Consider the following 15,371-nt stretch of genomic DNA (forward strand, 5'->3'; position numbering starts at 1 on the left):
CATCGTTGTCCATCAAACCCGTGCGATCCAAGGAGCCACCGTGTCAGCCGAGCTACGCATCACCCTCGCCGGAGCCGAGCGTGTGGTCGAGCCCGGCACGACGTACGGCCAGGCCCTGGAGGCCGACGGCCGCACGGTGATCGCCGCCCGTGTCAACGGCGAACTGCGCGACCTGGCCTCCTACGCCGTCCCGGGCGACGTGGTCGAGCCGGTTGCCATCGACAGCGCGGACGGCCGCGCCATCCTGCGCCACTCGGCCGCCCATGTGCTCGCCCAGGCGGTCCAGGAGCTGTTCCCCGAGGCCAAGCTGGGCATCGGGCCGCCCGTCGACAACGGGTTCTACTACGACTTCGACGTCGCGCACCCCTTCCAGCCCGACGACCTCAAGCGCGTCGAGAAGCGCATGCGCGAGATCGTCAAGCAGGGGCAGGTGTTCTCGCGGCGGGTCGTCTCCGACGAGGAGGCGCGGGCCGAGCTGGCGGCCGAGCCGTACAAGCTGGAGCTCATCGGCCTGAAGGGCGGCGCGGCCGACGAGGAGACCGTCGAGGTGGGCGGCGCCGAGCTGACCATCTACGACAACCTCGACCCCAAGAGCGGCGAGCTGTGCTGGAAGGACCTCTGCCGAGGCCCCCACCTGCCGAGCACCCGGGTGATCCCGGCCTTCAAGCTCATGCGCACCGGTGGCGCCTACTGGCGGGGCAGTGAGAAGAACCCGCAGCTCCAGCGCATCTACGGCACCGCGTGGGAGTCCCGCGAACGGCAGGACGACTACCTCAAGCTGCTCGAAGAGGCCGAGCGGCGCGACCACCGCAAGCTCGGCGCCGAGCTCGACCTGTTCAGCTTCCCGCCGGAGCTGGGCAGCGGGCTGCCGATCTTCCATCCCAAGGGCGGGATCATCCGCAAGGAGATGGAGGACTACATGCGCCAGCGGCAGCTGGAGGCGGGCTACGAGTTCGTCAACACGCCGCATCTGACCAAGTCCTCCCTGTTCGAGACCTCGGGCCACCTGCCCTGGTACGGCGAGGACATGTTCCCGGCCTTCGAGCTCGACGGCGTCGACTACCGCGTCAAGCCGATGAACTGCCCGATGCACAACCTGATCTTCCGCGCACGCGGCCGCTCCTACCGCGAGCTGCCGCTGCGGCTGTGCGAGTTCGGCAGCGTCTACCGCTACGAGAAGTCGGGCGTCGTCCACGGCCTCACCCGCGTGCGCGGCATGACGCAGGACGACTCGCACATCTACACCACCCAGGAGCAGATGGGCGACGAGCTGAAGTCGCTGCTGACCTTCGTGCTCAGCGTGCTGCGTGACTTCGGCCTGGACGAGTTCTACCTTGAGCTGTCCACCCGCGACGACTCCGAGAAGTTCATCGGCGAGCAGGCCGACTGGGACGAGGCCACCGAGGCGCTGCGCCAGGCGGCCGAGGAGTCCGGCCTCGACCTCGTCGCCGACCCGGGCGGCGCCGCCTTCTACGGTCCCAAGATCTCCGTCCAGGCCAAGGACGCGATCGGCCGCACGTGGCAGCTCTCGACGATCCAGCTCGACTTCAACCAGCCCAAGCGCTTCGGCCTGGAGTACCAGGCGGCCGACGGCAGCCGGAAGACCCCGGTCATGATCCACCGGGCGCTGTTCGGATCGGTCGAGCGCTTCCTCGGGGTGCTCGTCGAGCACTACGCGGGCGCCTTCCCTCCGTGGCTCGCGCCCGTGCAGGTCGTCGGCATCCCGATCGCGGAGGCGCACGCGCCCTATCTTCAGGACGTGGCCAAGAAGTTGCGCGAGCGCGGCATCCGGGTCGAGGTCGACACCGCCGACGACCGCATGCAGAAGAAGATCCGCAACGCGCAGAAGGCCAAGGTGCCGTTCATGCTGCTGGCCGGTGACGACGACATCGCCAACGGGGCCGTGTCGTTCCGCTACCGCAACGGCGAGCAGAAGAACGGCGTACCGGTCGAGGAGGCGGTCGCCGAGATCATCGGCGCGGTCGAACGGCGGATCCAGGTCTGACTCAGACGGCCCCCTTCTCCGTTGTTGCCACAAACGGTGAAATCTAGGTTTTGAGAACCTTGTGCGTCTTGAGAAGCTGGAGGCCGCTGAGCCGCCCAGCACCATGATGCACGATCAGTCCTGACATGAAAGAGCCCCCGGTACAGGAAAGGGTCGGACATGGAACGACGGAACTTCCTGCGTGCCTCGGTCGTCGGGGCCGGAGCGCTCGCGCTGCCCTTCACCCTCTGGGAAGGCACGGGCCTCGGCTCACCCGCCCAGCCCGCCCCCGGCCCGTACGGCCCGCTGCGGGCCGCCGACACCAACGGCATCATGCTCCCGTCCGGGTTCACCAGCAAGATCGTGGCCCGCTCCCGCCAGGTCGTCGCGGGCACCTCCTACACCTGGCACGACGCCCCCGACGGCGGCGCCTGCTTCGCCGACGGCACCGGCTGGGCCTACGTGTCCAACTCCGAGATCAACCCCGACGGCGGCGCGTCGGTGATCCGCTTCAACGCCGCGGGCACGATCGTGTCGGCCGGCCGCATCCTGGGTGGCACCCGGCTCAACTGCGCCGGTGGCGCGACGCCGTGGAAGACGTGGCTGTCGTGCGAGGAGGTCGACCGGGGGTACGTGTACGAGACCTACCCGTTCGGCGGCACCGCCGTACGGCGGCCCGCGATGGGTCTCTTCCAGCACGAGGCCGCGGCGGCCGACCCGGTGCGCAAGGTCGTGTACCTCACGGAGGACGAGTCCGACGGGCGCTTCTACCGGTTCGTCCCGACGACGTGGGGCGACCTGTCGCGCGGCACCCTGCAGGTCCTGGTCGCGGGCACGGCCACGTCCGGCTCGTTCACCTGGGCGAACATCCCCGACCCCGACGGCTCGCCGACCCGGACCCGCCACCAGGTCCAGGGGGCGAAGGTGTTCAACGGTGGAGAGGGCTGCCACTACGCCGACGACAGGGTGTGGTTCACCACCAAGGGCGACAACCGGCTGTGGCAGGTGAACCTGGTGGCCGGGACGTACGAACTGGCCTACGACGACAGCCTGGTCACGCCGGGCACACCGCCGCTGACGGGGGTGGACAACGTGACCGGGACGACAGGCGGCGACCTGTACGTCGCCGAGGACGGGGCGAACATGGAGATCTGCCTCATCACCCCGGGCAGCCAGGTGTCGCCGTTCCTGCGCATCACGGGGCAGAGCTCGTCGGAGATCACCGGACCGGCGTTCAACCCGGCGGGCGACCGGCTCTACTTCTCCTCCCAGCGCGGTACGTCCGGCTCCTCGTCGGCCGGCATCACCTACTGCGTCCAGGGCCCCTTCCGCCGGTGACGGCGGGCGGGCTCCGGTCCTGTCCGTGAGCGCCGCCCCGTCACAGGGTGAACAGGCGGAAGGTCACCGCCGGGCGGCCGCCGAAGTACGGGGCGGCCGCATGGGCGGACTCTTCCACGATCGTGCGCACGTACGACTCGGGGTCCTCGTCCGTCAGCGCCGCGATGTACGCGCGATGCTCCAGCAGTGATGCCACCCCCCGGTGCAGGCAGGTCGAGACGTCGAGCGCGTGGGTCGGGTTCTCCGAACCCGCCACCGCCACCCACCGCACCCCGCCCCACGGCACCCCCACATCCGGAAATATCCATTGATTGCCCGCATCGGCGGCCGCATCCAGGACGGCCCGCCCCACCGCCCGGTGGTCAGCGGAGTTCCAGTATCTGCCGCCCCAGGTGTCCTCATAGGTCATGGTGACCAGCAACTCGGGACGATGCCGCCGGATCGCCGCCGTCAGATCGCGCCGTAGCCGCACGCCGTACTCGATCACCCCGTCGGCGTGGTCGAGGAACTCCACGCTCGACACCCCGACGGCGGCGGCGCTGGCCCGCTGCTCTCGTTCGCGCAGCGGCCCGGCCTCGGCGGGGGTGATCCCGTCGATCCCGGCCTCACCCCGGGTGGCGAGCAGGTAGGAGACCTCTTTGCCGTTGTCCGTCCAGAACGCCACCGCCGACGCGCACCCGTACTCCAGATCGTCCGGATGCGCCACGATCGCCAGTGCGCGCCGCCAGTCTCCGGGCATCTCTGCCAGCTCCGCCATCCCAGCCTCCCTTTGAGTTTCCTTTCCCCCACCGTAGCGACCGCCTTGCGACCGATCCTCCCCGAAGCCGTACCGCCCGGCCTTCCAACAGCGGGAAGCGCCGCACCCCGGACGCCTCGGGCCCGGCCGAGTGCGGCCTGGATGTCCTGGTGCGCCCGGCGGGAAGAATATGCTGCTTAGCATGCAGGATCAGGCCGGGGCGCCGGACAACTTTCAGCGGCTGTGGACCCCGCATCGGATGGCATACATCAAGGGCGAGAACAAACCCACCGGTGAGGGCCCGGGTGACGGCTGCCCGTTCTGCACGATCCCCGCCATGGACGACGCCGACGGCCTGATCGTCGCCAGAGGTGCCCGCGTCTACGCGGTCCTCAACCTCTACCCCTACAATTCGGGCCACCTCATGGTCGTCCCGTACCGGCACGTCGCCGAGTACGACGAACTCGACCCGGCGGAGACCGCCGAACTCGGCGATTTCACCCAGCGGGCGCTGCGCGCGCTGCGTAAGGCGAGTGGCGCCCAGGGCTTCAACGTCGGCATGAACCTGGGCCAGGTGGCGGGCGCGGGCATCGCCGCCCACCTGCACCAGCACGTGGTCCCGAGGTGGGGCGGCGACACCAACTTCATGCCGGTGGTCGCGCAGACGAAGGTGCTGCCGCAGCTACTTCGCGACACCCGCGAGCTGCTCGCCGACGCCTGGGGCGGCTGAGCCGTCCTGCTGCCGCATCGCGGCGATGCCCGCCGACAGCAGCAGCGGGATGGCCAGCGCGAGCGCCATGGACAGCACGGCGGCGCCCGAGTCGTTGACGAGCATGCCCACCACTCCGCTGACGAGCGTGCCGATGAGCCCCGCCTTGAGCGCGGGCGAGTGCTCGAAGGCCGCGGGCACCACGCCGGAGGACGCCTTCTCCGGCCGCATCACCGCGTAGACGAGGAAGCCGAGGGCGGCGATCACGATCGGGACGAGGTTCGGGTTGATCAGCGTGCTGATCATCGCCTCGAACTTCCGCCACACCACCTCGAACGCCTCGCCGTCGAGCACCTGGCCGACGAACCGGCCGAGGTGCGACTGCTCGCTCGGCGGCTTGAGGTAGTTGGCGACGGCGAACGCGGTGACGGCCAGGCCGCCCGCGACGCAGAACAGCGCCAGTTTCATCAGCGAGATGCGCTTGCCCAGGATGATCAGCGCGGTGACCGCGATGCCGGGCACGAACGCGATCACGCCGCCGAAGTCGCTGCCGAGCCCGGAGCCGCCGAGCACCATCGCGAAGGCCCCCACGATCGCCACCACGGCGGCGCCGATCTTGCCGGGCCAGCGGTGGGCGACGACCGTGGTGGCCAGCAGGGTGCCCGTGGCCAGCAGGGCGAAGGGGATGTTGCCGAGCCCGTAGTAGCGGGCGCCCTGCTCGGCGCTGAAGCCCATGAAGCTGTTGAGCTGCAGGGTGGTGCCCGTCAGCAGGTCGCCGGCGAGGGTGAGCGCGGTCGCCCCGGCGACGACGGCCAGCGGCCCGAGCGGCTTGCGGCGCCACGGACCGGCGAAGGCCAGCCCGGTCAGCGCCACCCAGAACAGCAGCATCCCGCCGAACAGTTCCACGTGCGTCGACCACGGCAGCAGGTTCACCAGGAAGGAGGTGACCGGCAGCGCGGCCAGCGCCACCGCGGCCCCCCGTACCCACGGCAGCGCCGCGCGGCGGCGCAGCAGCAGGAAGGCCAGGACGTAGAACAGGACCTGCAGGACCGCCAGCGCCGTGAAGTACACGCCCTTGACCGAGCGCATGGTCTGGGCGCTCTCGTCGGCGTCGGTCATCCGCTGGAACGTCGCCCCGCCGTCGCCGGCCGTCATGACCTGGCCGATGACCGTGTGGGGGACCGCGACGCCCAGCTTGGTGAGCGCGGTCGTGGTCAGGTCGGGCAGGATCGAGATGTCCTCGCGGCGGGTCGAGGAGGCGCCGAGCAGCCTGCCCTGCGCGCCGGGCTCGCTGAGCATCGCCGTCCGCAGGTGCGGGACGCCGCCGTGGTCGGACACCCCGGCCAGCAGCACCGTCGTGCCGGCGGGCAGGATCGACAGCAGCGCGCCCGCCTTGGCGTCGGCCAGGCGCAGCGCCTTGCGGCGCTCGGCGGCCGGCAGCGGGTCGGGCTCGCGGGGCAGCTTGTCGTCGGCGCCGAGGTAGGGGCGGACGAGGTCGTCGACGTCCATCACGATCAGGCGCGCGGTCTCCAGGTCGGCGGTCCGCAACTGGAGCGGGGAGGCGTGGTAGGCGGGGGTGGCGCCGGTGCGGTCGGCCAGCGCGAGCGCTGCTCCGGGGCCGATGGCGACGGTGGCGGCACCGGCCGCCTTGAGGGTCTCGCCGAGGATGCCGACGTTCTTCTGCCCGGCGACGTCGATGAGGTACTCGTAGTCGGGGATGACGGCTCCGGCACCACGCTGCTCGGGCATCGGGGGAGCGCCGCACCGGTAGCCCGCGGCGGAGCGGATGCCCGCCGAGATCGTCAGCCAGCCGTCGTAGGGGCAGGTGACGTTGCCGACCGTGCGGACCGACATCGAGCCCAGGGCACTGGACTGCGCGAGCCGGTGGAGGTTGGGGGTGTCGGACGGAGTGATGTCCTTCCAGTGCAGCGCGGACACCCCGATCAGCGCCACCCGCGCCTGATCGCGTGCCTGAGCCTGCGCAGCCGGGGTGAGCACACCCGCCAGCAGCAGCAACAACACCACACCGAGCGCCCGCCGCACTGTGTCTCCCGTCCCTAGAAGGTGTCCCATCCTCTCACTGCGGCCGAGCCCGCCGCCCGGGGTTCGCGACTGCCCGCGCGGGCTCGGGCGCCCTTCTCCGTCACGGCCCGGCTGCCCCACCGCCCACCCGCCGCCGTCGGCCGGCGNNGTCGACCCAGGCGGCGCGCACCCGCGCCGCCACCCGCCGCGACGCCGCCCTGTTGCCCGCCCGACGGGGACACGGACACGGCGCTGCCACGACCGCCCTGTGCCCGCCCGTCAGGGAGGGTCGGTCACGGCGATGCCACGACCGACCCTCCCTGACCGTGCTCAGACTGCGGGGATCTTCACCTCGACCGGCGCCGACTCCTGCTGGAGCCGGGACAGGGATGTGATCAGGTAGGTGCCAGGCTTGCCGTCGAAGGCGGGTGAGGAGAGCACGGACACCAGGTTGCGCGCGTCGGCGGCCTGGCAGGACGCGCCGGACTCCGGCACCCGGTAGACCGCATACCCCCGGGCGCCCGGCGTCGCCTGCCAGGTCAGCTTGGTGCCCGAGGCCCGGAACCCGGCCGGCTTGGCCGGGGCGTCGCCGCCGAGACCCTTGATCAGCGGCAGCAGGGCCGGACGGCTGTAGTGCTCGGCCGAGATGCGGTCCATCGCCTTCAGCGGGTTGCTCAGCAACTGCTTGGCGCTGAAGTAAACGTCCCCGTCCACCTGCGGGTAGCGGCGGTTGAGCGTCAGGTGCGCCGACAGCTCGCCCGGCTTGGTCCACGCCCTGTCGTCGGTGGCGCCCACCCGGTAGAGGGCCTGGCCGAGGTACAGGTCGACGCCGGTGCCCTTGACCTCGTTGGCCCACCACGGCACCAGTGCCCGGTAGTCGGCCGCCCGGAAGCCGCGCGGCCAGTACAACTGCGGCATCACGTAGTCGACCGTGCCCTCCTTGATCCAGTGGCGGGCGTCGGCGTAGATGGCGTCGTAGGCCGACATGCCGGAGGTGTCGGAGCCGGAGGGGTCCTGGGCCTTGTTGCGCCAGATGCCGAACGGGCTGATGCCGAACTTGACGTGGCCCTTGGTGTCGTGGACGGCCTTGTCGACCTGGGCGACCAGCTTGTTGACGTTGTCGCGGCGCCAGTCGGCGAGCTTCTTGCCGTCGCCGTACTTCGCGAACGCGGCCCGGTCGTCGAAGGTGCCGCCCCCGCCCGGGTAGGGGTAGAAGTAGTCGTCGAAGTGCACGCCGTCGACGTCGTAACGCTGGACGACGTCGGTGATGACCCGGGTCACGTGCTCGCGCACCTGCGGCAGGCCCGGGTTGTAGTAGAGGCGGTCGCCGTACTTCACGACCCAGTCGCGGTGCACCCGGGCCGGGTGCGAGGCGGGCAGATCGGCGGTCCTGGTGTCGTAGGCGGCACGGTAGGGGTTGAACCAGGCGTGGAACTCCAGGCCCCGCTGGTGCGCCTGGGAGATGAGGAACGGCAGAGGGTCCCAGCCGGGGTCCTTGCCCGGGGTGCCGGTGAGGTACTGCGACCACGGCTCGATCGAGGAGCGGTACAGCGCGTCGGAAGCCGGGCGGACCTGGACGAAGACCGCGTTGAGCTTCCGCTTGGCGGCCGCGTCCAGGATCTTGACGTACTCGGCCTTCTGCCGCTCGATCGACAGGCCGGTCCGCGAGGGCCAGTCGATGTTCTTGACGGTGGCGATCCAGACGCCGCGCAGTTGCCGCTTGGGGTAGCGGGCGTCGGGCGTGCAGGCGGCGACCTCGGCCGCCCTGACGGCGGGTTCGCGCGCGGCCTCGGACTCGGCGCCCTGACCGAGCACGTAGGCGGCGCCCGTGGTCACGGCGGCGATGGCGACTGCGGCAAGCAGGGGACGTCCGGTTCGCATGGTTCCTCAGTCTGTCATTCGGCTGGGGATGCTTTGGCCGAAAACTGGAATCAACTCGTGATATTCGTGTGACCGTTGGTGCGGTCGCCCGCACCAACGGTCACGTCACGGTCACTCCACGCCGTCGGCCAGCTTGCCGGCCAGATGTGACGGCAGCGGCTCGTACCTCAGGAAGGAGCGGGAGAACGTCCCGGTGCCGTGCGACATCGACCGCAGGTCGATGGCGTACCTCGACAGCTCCAGCTCCGGCACCTCCGCCTTGACCAGGGTGCGGCCGGAACCGGCCGGCTCGGTGCCGAGCACCCGGCCCCGCCGCGACGACAGGTCCGACATCACCGACCCGACATGCTCGTCCGCGACCAGGACGGCCAGCTCGTCGACCGGCTCCAGCAGCAGGGTGGGGACCTTGGCGGCCGCCTCCTTGAGCGCGAGCTGCCCCGCGATCTGGAAGGCCATGTCGGAGGAGTCGACCGAGTGCGCCTTGCCGTCGTACAGGGTGACGCGCAGGTCCACCATCGGGTACCCGGCGACGACGCCGCGCTCCATCTGCGCGCGCACGCCCTTCTCCACCGACGGGATGAACTGGCGCGGCACCACCCCGCCCACGATCTTGTCGACGAACTCGAAACCCCCGCCGGAGGGCAGGGGCTCGACCTCCAGGTGGCAGATCGCGTACTGGCCGTGGCCGCCCGTCTGCTTGACGTTGCGGCCCATGGCCTTGCACGTGCCGCCGAAGGTCTCCCGCAGCGGCACCCGCAGGTCGATGCGCTCGACCTCCACCCCGTGCCGCTTGGCCAGCCGGTCGAGCAGCACGTCGGCGTGCGCCTCGCCCATGCACCACAGCACGAGCTGCCTGGTCTCCGCGTTGTTCTCCAGCCGCAGCGTCGGATCCTCCGCGACCAGGCGGCCGAGCGCCATCGACAGCTTGTCCTCGTCGGCCTTCGACTTCGCGCGGATGGCGACCGGCAGCAGCGGGTCCGGCATGGTCCAGGCGGTCATGAGCAGTGGCCGGTCCACCTCGGACAGCGTGTCGCCGGTCTCGGCCCGGGAGAGCTTGGCCACGGCCACGATGTCGCCCGCCACGCCCTTGGGCACCGGCCGCTGCTGCTTGCCGAGCGGGCTGGTGAGGGCGCCGACGCGCTCGTCCACGTCGTGGTCCTCGTGCCCGCGCTCGGCCAGGCCGTGACCGGAGACGTGCACGGTCATGTCGGGGCGCAGGGTGCCGGAGAACACGCGGACCAGGCTGATGCGCCCGACGTACGGGTCGCTCGTGGTCTTGACGACCTCGGCCACGAGCGGGCCGTCCTGGTCGCACGCCTTGACCGAGACCGGCCTGCCGTTCAGGTCGCTGACGTCGGGCAGCGGGTGCTCGAAGGGGCTCGGGAAGCCCTGTGTGACGAGTTCGAGCACCTCGGTCGCGCCGACGCCGCCGCCGGTGCACAGCACGGGGAAGAAGCTGCCCCGGGCGACGGCCTTCTCCAGGTCGTCGACGAGGATCTTGGTCTCGATGGGCTCGCCCGTGAGGTAGCGCTCCATGAGCGACTCGTCCTCGCTCTCCTGGATGATCCCCTCGATGAGCGAGTCGCGTTCGGCCTCGATCCGCTCGACGTGCTCGGGCCCCGGCGCCCTCTCCGCGCGGGTGCCCGTGGCGTAGTTGTAGAACTTCTGCGACAGCAGGCCGATGAGCCCGTTGAGGCGGCCGTTGGTGATCACCGGCAGATACAGGGGGGAGACGCCGTCGCCGAAGACCTCCTGGCAGGCCGCGAGCACCGCGTCGTAGTCGGCGCGCTGGTGGTCGAGCTTGGTGATGACCACGGCCCTCGGCATCTCGACCTGGGCGCACTCCTCCCACAGCATCCGGGTCAGCCCGTCGACGCCGTCGGAGGCCGAGACGACGAAAAGGGCCGCGTCGGCGGCCCGCAGCCCGGCGCGCAGATCGCCGACGAAGTCGGCGTAACCGGGGGTGTCCAGCAGGTTGATCTTGATCCCGTTGAAGACCACGGGGGCGAGGGCGAGGTTCACCGAGCGCTGCTGGCGCACCTCCACCTCGTCGAAGTCGCTGACCGTGTTGCCGTCCTCCACCCGGCCCACGCGCTGGACGGTGCCCGTCGCCGCCAGCAGTTGCTCGACGAGTGTGGTCTTGCCCGCTCCTGAGTGGCCGACGAGCACGACGTTGCGTATCGCGTCCGCCCTGTCGGCCGTTGGCGCCCTGCCCGCGGCTCCATGGCCTCCCGGGTTCTTCTCTGCCACTGTGCCTCCCGCTGCGTCGGTTGAGGTTCCAACGCCGCGCCCGCGCGGAGGGGACGAAACCGCATGGACGCGGTGTGTTCACGAAATACCCCTGTGGCGAATATCACAAGGGGTGTGAGGCAAAGAAAGTCGCCGGGCTGTTCATGGCCTACGATCGGACCGCGATGCTCAAACTCCTGCGACCGGCCATGACCCGGATACTCACCCCGCTGGGCAGGGCGCTTGTCCGTCGCGGGATCGGCCCCAACGCCGTCACCGCGATCGGCACCGTCGGCACGGTCGTGTCGGCCCTGTTCTTCTTCCCCCAGGGCCTGCTGCAGGTCGGCACCCTGGTCATCACCGTGTTCGTCCTGTTCGACCTCCTCGACGGCGTCGTGGCGCGGCTCGGCGGCGGCGGTGGCAGCACCTGGGGGGCCTTCCTCGACTCCACGCTCGACCGCGTCGCCGACGCGGCCATCTTCGGCGGCCTGCTCCTCTACTTCGCCGCCCGTGGCGACCTGCTGCTGACGGCGGTGACGCTGTTCGCCGTCGTGGCGGGCGGACTGGTCTCCTACGCCAAGGCCAGGGCCGAGTCGCTCGGCCTCACCTGTGACGTCGGCCTCGCCGAACGGCCGGAACGGCTGGTCGTCGGGCTGGTCGCGGCCTTCTTCTCGTTCGTCCCCTACATCCTGGCGCTCGGCATGTGGTTGCTCGCGGCCGCCAGCGCCGTCACGGTGGTGCAGAGGGTCGTGCACGTCCACCGGCAGACGAGGGAGCCATGAGCCGCAAGCCGTCCTTGGCCGACCGCGCCGTCGCGGCCGGGTTCGCCGCCGGCTGGAAGCTGGTGCCCCACCTTCCCGAGAAGCCGACGGCCGCCGCGTTCCGCTTCGCCGCCGACCGCGTCTGGCGCAGGCGGGGTGGCTCGGTACGCCGTCTGGAGTCCAACCTGTCGCGCGTGACCGGCCTGCCGGTGGGCGGCGCCGAACTCGGCGAGCTGACCCGGCAGGGCATGCGCTCCTACTTCCGCTACTTCCACGAGATCTTCCGCCTGCCGTCCATCGACCGCGCCGAGGTCGTCCGGCGCACCCGCGTGACGGGCGCCGAGCACGTCCACGACACCGTCGCCGCCGGACGCGGCGTCGTGCTCGCGCTGCCGCACATGGGCAACTGGGACCAGGCGGGGGCCTGGCTCGTCGGCGTCGGCCACCCGTTCACGACCGTCGCCGAACGGCTGCGCCCCGAGTCGCTGTTCCGCCGCTACGTGGCCTTCCGCGAAGGGCTCGGCATGGAGGTGCTGCCGCTCACCGGCGGCGACGGCCACAACTTCGGCACCCTCGCCATGCGCGTACGGCGCGGCGGCGTCGTCTGCCTGCCCGCCGAACGCGACCTGACCAAGTCCGGCGTCGAGGTGCGCTTCTTCGGCGCGGCCACCAAGGTGCCCGCGGGCCCGGCGCTGCTGGCCGTCCAGACCGGTGCCGCCCTGCTCCCGGCGATCATGTACTTCGACGGCGACGACTGGGGCATCGACATCCACCCGGAGATCCCGGTGCCCGAGGAGGGCACCCGCAGGGAGAAGGTGGCCACCGTCGCGCAGCGGCTCACGGACGTGTTCGAGAAGGGCATCTCCCAGCACCCCGAGGACTGGCACATGCTGCAGCGGCTGTGGCTGGAGGACCTGAAGCGGTGACGGACACCAAGCGGATCGGCATCGTCTGCCCCTACTCGTGGGACATGCCGGGCGGGGTCAAGCAGCACATCGACGACCTGGCGCAGGCGCTCATCGCGCAGGGGCACACGGTCTCCGTCATCGCGCCCGCCGGCGACGACGCCGAACTGCCGGCGTACGTGACGGGCGCGGGCTGGGCCGTCCCCGTCCCGTACAACGGGTCGGTGGCGCGGATGTCGTTCGGCTTCATCTCGGCGGCGCGGGTGCGGCGCTGGATCCGCGACGGCGGGTTCGACGTCCTGCACATCCACGAGCCGCTCATCCCGAGCCTCGGCGTGCTTGCCTGCTGGGCGGCCAGGGGCCCGATCGTGGCCACTTTCCACGCCTCCTTCACCCGTTCGCGGGCCATCGCGGTGGCCGAGCCGCTGCTGCGCAGCGCCCTGGAGAAGCTGCACGGCCGCATCTGCGTCTCCGACGCCGCCCGCAAGAGCCTGGTCGAGCAGTTCGGCGGCGACGCCGTCTTGATCCCCAACGGCGTCACCGTCGCCAGGTACGCCGGGGAGGCCGGGCCGCTCGACGGCTGGGGCCCCGACGGCGCCACGATCGGCTTTCTCGGCCGCCTCGACGAGGAACGCAAGGGACTGCCGATCCTGCTGGAGGCGCTCAAGCGGCTGCCCGGCGTGAAGCTGCTGGTCGCCGGGCCGGGCGAGGCCAAGATCCCCAAGGAGCTGCGCGATCGCGTCACGCTGCTGGGCATGGTGAGCGAGGCCGACAAGATCCGCGTCTACCACTCCGTCGACGTCTTCTGCGCACCCAACACCCGGGGTGAGAGCTTCGGCATCGTGCTGGCCGAGGCGATGGCCGCCGGCGCGACCGTGCTCGCCAGCGACATCCCGGCCTTCCGCCGGGTGCTGGACGAGGGGCAGGCGGGCGCGCTGTTCGCCAACGGCGACCCCGACTCCCTGGCCCGCGAGGCCCGCGCCCTGCTCGACGCCCCCGAGCGGCGGGTCAAACTCGCCTCGGCGGCGCGCGTCGCGGTGCGCAAGTACGACTGGTCCACGGTGGCCCGCGACGTGATGCGCGTCTACGAGACGGTCATGGCGGGCGCCGGCGGCGTGGAGGAAGACGCGTTGTGAGGGGTGTGGCGTGACCTCGACCGTGATCGTGCTGGTGACGGGCATCCTCGTGGTGCTCGCCGCCGTCTACGTCTCGTGGCGGGCGGGCCGGCTCGACCGCCTGCACATCCGGCTGGAACTGGCCCAGGAGTCGCTGGAGGCGGCGCTGATGCGCCGCCGCTCGGTGGTGCTGCTGCTGGCGGGCTCGCGGCTGCTCGACCCGGCCACCTCCCTGGTGCTGGCGGCGGCGGCCCACGAGGCCAGGATCGCCGGTCCGGAGGAGCGCGAGCACGCGGAGAGCGACCTGTCGCGCACCCTGCGGGCCGCGCTCGACCAGGAGCGTTTCCGCGAGCGGCTGTCCGAGGCGCCGGGCGGCGCCGAACTGCTGGAGGAAGTCGACGAGGCCGTCGCCAAGGTGGTCTACTCCCGCCGTTTCCACAACAACGCGGTGGCCGCCACCCGGGTGGCGCAGCGCCGCTGGCTGGCCAGGACGCTCCGGCTGGCGGGTCACACGGAATTTCCGCAGTTTTTCGAGATCGACGATGATCCGCCGAAGAGTATGGCAACTGAATGACCGGATTTGTTATTCCCCGGTAAGCTTCTCCCGTTTTCGCGAGCAAGGCGAGGAGTGGGGCACGTGCGACTACCGCGGATGATCACAGTCACGCTGGCTGGAGCGGCGGTCCTGCTGCCCGTGGCGGCCTGCTCCTCGGAGGAGAAGCCGCCGCCGCCCGCCCAGCCGCAGACGTCGGGCAGCCAGTCGCCCGTCGCGGAGGAGCCGGAGGAGGGCCACCCCTTCACCGGCCTGCCCGACGCCGATCGCAAGCCGGTCCTCGCCGTGAAGATCGAGAACACCGGTGCGGGCAAGCCGCAGATGGGCCTGAAGAGCGCCGACATCGTGTACGTCAAGCAGGTCGAGGCCGGGCTGACCCGGCTCATGGCGATCTTCTCCTCCAAGATCCCGGCCAAGGTCGGCCCGGTGCGCAGCGCCCGCGTCTCCGACCTGCACCTGGCGCCGCAGTTCGGCAAGCCCGCCTTCGCCTACTCCGGTGCGCAGACCAAGATGCTGCCGCTCATCGCCCAGGCGTCGCTGTTCGACGTGGGCGACACCAGGAACGGCGCCGCCTACTTCCGCCAGCCCGGCCGCGTGGCGCCGTACAACCTGTTCGCCGACACCAAGAAGCTGCTGTCGGCGGCGCCCAAGGCGTCCAAGGCCAAGGACATCGGCTTCACCTTCGGAGACGCGCCCGAGACCGGCGGCGTCGAGAAGAAGTCCTGGACCGTACGGTGGCCGGCGGCCCGTCTCACCTTCGCCTGGGAGGAGGCGGACAAGGAGTGGCTGATCTGGCAGGACGGAAAGAAGAACATGGCGGCCGAAGGCGGCCAGCTGAGCGCCTCGACGGTGGTCATCCAGTACACGAAGACCGAGCGGTCGCAGTTCCACGACAAGAACCAGAGCTACACGCCGCTGGTGCGCACCGTCGGCAAGGGCTCGGCGATCGTGCTGCGCGACGGCAAGGGCTACCGGGCCAGGTGGGAGCGCAAGTCGGAGGATTCCGGCACCACGTTCACGACACCCGAGGGCGAGCCGATGAACTTCGCCCCAGGTCAGGTGTGGGTCGCGCTGGCGAGTCGGACACCGGTCACTCCGTGACGTACAAAAGCCGCCATAAATCCTGACATGCTGGCAT

General features: G+C 70.8%; 12 protein-coding genes. 8 read left to right on the forward strand and 4 right to left on the reverse strand.

Annotation, left to right across the window (positions count from 1 at the left end; all coding sequences use genetic code 11):
• Positions 1-40: 40 nt before the first annotated feature.
• Both thrS and ABD120_RS19300 read left to right on the forward strand, forming a co-directional pair.
• Positions 41-2,005: a threonine--tRNA ligase gene (gene thrS, locus ABD120_RS19295; RefSeq protein WP_343951322.1), complete on the forward strand. Its 1,965-nt coding sequence runs from the start codon at positions 41-43 to the stop codon at positions 2,003-2,005.
• A 159-nt stretch (positions 2,006-2,164) separates the two neighbouring features.
• Positions 2,165-3,322 (forward strand): alkaline phosphatase PhoX, encoded by a 1,158-nt coding sequence (locus ABD120_RS19300; RefSeq protein WP_343951323.1) that lies wholly within the window; start codon positions 2,165-2,167, stop codon positions 3,320-3,322.
• A gap of 40 nt (positions 3,323-3,362) precedes the next feature.
• Here the strand turns inward: ABD120_RS19300 and ABD120_RS19305 are convergent, their stop codons facing one another.
• The gene (locus tag ABD120_RS19305) at positions 3,363-4,079 is read right to left on the reverse strand and encodes a PIG-L deacetylase family protein (RefSeq protein WP_343951324.1); all 717 of its coding nucleotides are present in this window, start codon (positions 4,077-4,079) and stop codon (positions 3,363-3,365) included.
• Positions 4,080-4,260: 181 nt separating this feature from the next.
• On the opposite strand from ABD120_RS19305, the gene ABD120_RS19310 reads away from it, so the two are divergent.
• The gene (locus ABD120_RS19310) at positions 4,261-4,788 is read left to right on the forward strand and encodes an HIT family protein (RefSeq protein ID WP_343951325.1); all 528 of its coding nucleotides are present in this window, start codon (positions 4,261-4,263) and stop codon (positions 4,786-4,788) included.
• Here the strand turns inward: ABD120_RS19310 and ABD120_RS19315 are convergent.
• The 3 genes from ABD120_RS19315 to ABD120_RS19325 form a co-directional block, all read right to left on the reverse strand.
• The gene (locus ABD120_RS19315) at positions 4,741-6,810 is read right to left on the reverse strand and encodes a hypothetical protein (RefSeq protein WP_343951326.1); all 2,070 of its coding nucleotides are present in this window, start codon (positions 6,808-6,810) and stop codon (positions 4,741-4,743) included. The two genes, ABD120_RS19310 and ABD120_RS19315, sit on opposite strands and share 48 nt — an antisense overlap.
• Positions 6,811-7,119: 309 nt before the next feature.
• Positions 7,120-8,670: a glycoside hydrolase family 10-like protein gene (locus ABD120_RS19320; RefSeq protein WP_343951327.1), complete on the reverse strand. Its 1,551-nt coding sequence runs from the start codon at positions 8,668-8,670 to the stop codon at positions 7,120-7,122.
• A 111-nt stretch (positions 8,671-8,781) separates the two neighbouring features.
• Positions 8,782-10,920 carry an elongation factor G-like protein EF-G2 gene (locus ABD120_RS19325; protein WP_343951328.1) on the reverse strand — a complete coding sequence of 713 codons (2,139 nt, stop codon included), beginning with the start codon at positions 10,918-10,920 and terminating at the stop codon, positions 8,782-8,784.
• Between the two features lie 164 nt (positions 10,921-11,084).
• Between ABD120_RS19325 and pgsA the strand changes: the two genes are divergently transcribed.
• The 5 genes from pgsA (at position 11,085) to ABD120_RS19350 (ending at position 15,334) form a co-directional block, all read left to right on the forward strand.
• On the forward strand, positions 11,085-11,681 hold the full coding sequence (pgsA, locus tag ABD120_RS19330; protein WP_343951329.1) for a phosphatidylinositol phosphate synthase: 597 nt from the start codon (positions 11,085-11,087) through the stop codon (positions 11,679-11,681).
• Positions 11,678-12,586 (forward strand): phosphatidylinositol mannoside acyltransferase, encoded by a 909-nt coding sequence (locus ABD120_RS19335; RefSeq protein ID WP_343951330.1) that lies wholly within the window; start codon positions 11,678-11,680, stop codon positions 12,584-12,586. The genes pgsA and ABD120_RS19335 overlap by 4 nt, the downstream gene beginning before the upstream one ends.
• 44 nt (positions 12,587-12,630) lie before the next feature.
• Complete coding sequence (locus ABD120_RS19340) at positions 12,631-13,701, forward strand: glycosyltransferase family 4 protein (protein WP_343951395.1); 1,071 nt, start codon at positions 12,631-12,633, stop codon at positions 13,699-13,701.
• A gap of 10 nt (positions 13,702-13,711) precedes the next feature.
• Complete coding sequence (locus ABD120_RS19345; protein WP_343951331.1) at positions 13,712-14,254, forward strand: hypothetical protein; 543 nt, start codon at positions 13,712-13,714, stop codon at positions 14,252-14,254.
• Between the two features lie 78 nt (positions 14,255-14,332).
• A complete protein-coding gene (locus ABD120_RS19350; RefSeq protein WP_343951332.1) occupies positions 14,333-15,334 on the forward strand; it encodes a DUF3048 domain-containing protein in 1,002 nt (333 codons plus the stop codon).
• Positions 15,335-15,371: the final 37 nt, after the last annotated feature.

The organism is Nonomuraea longicatena (assembly GCF_039525605.1).
Lineage (GTDB): Bacteria > Actinomycetota > Actinomycetes > Streptosporangiales > Streptosporangiaceae > Nonomuraea > Nonomuraea longicatena.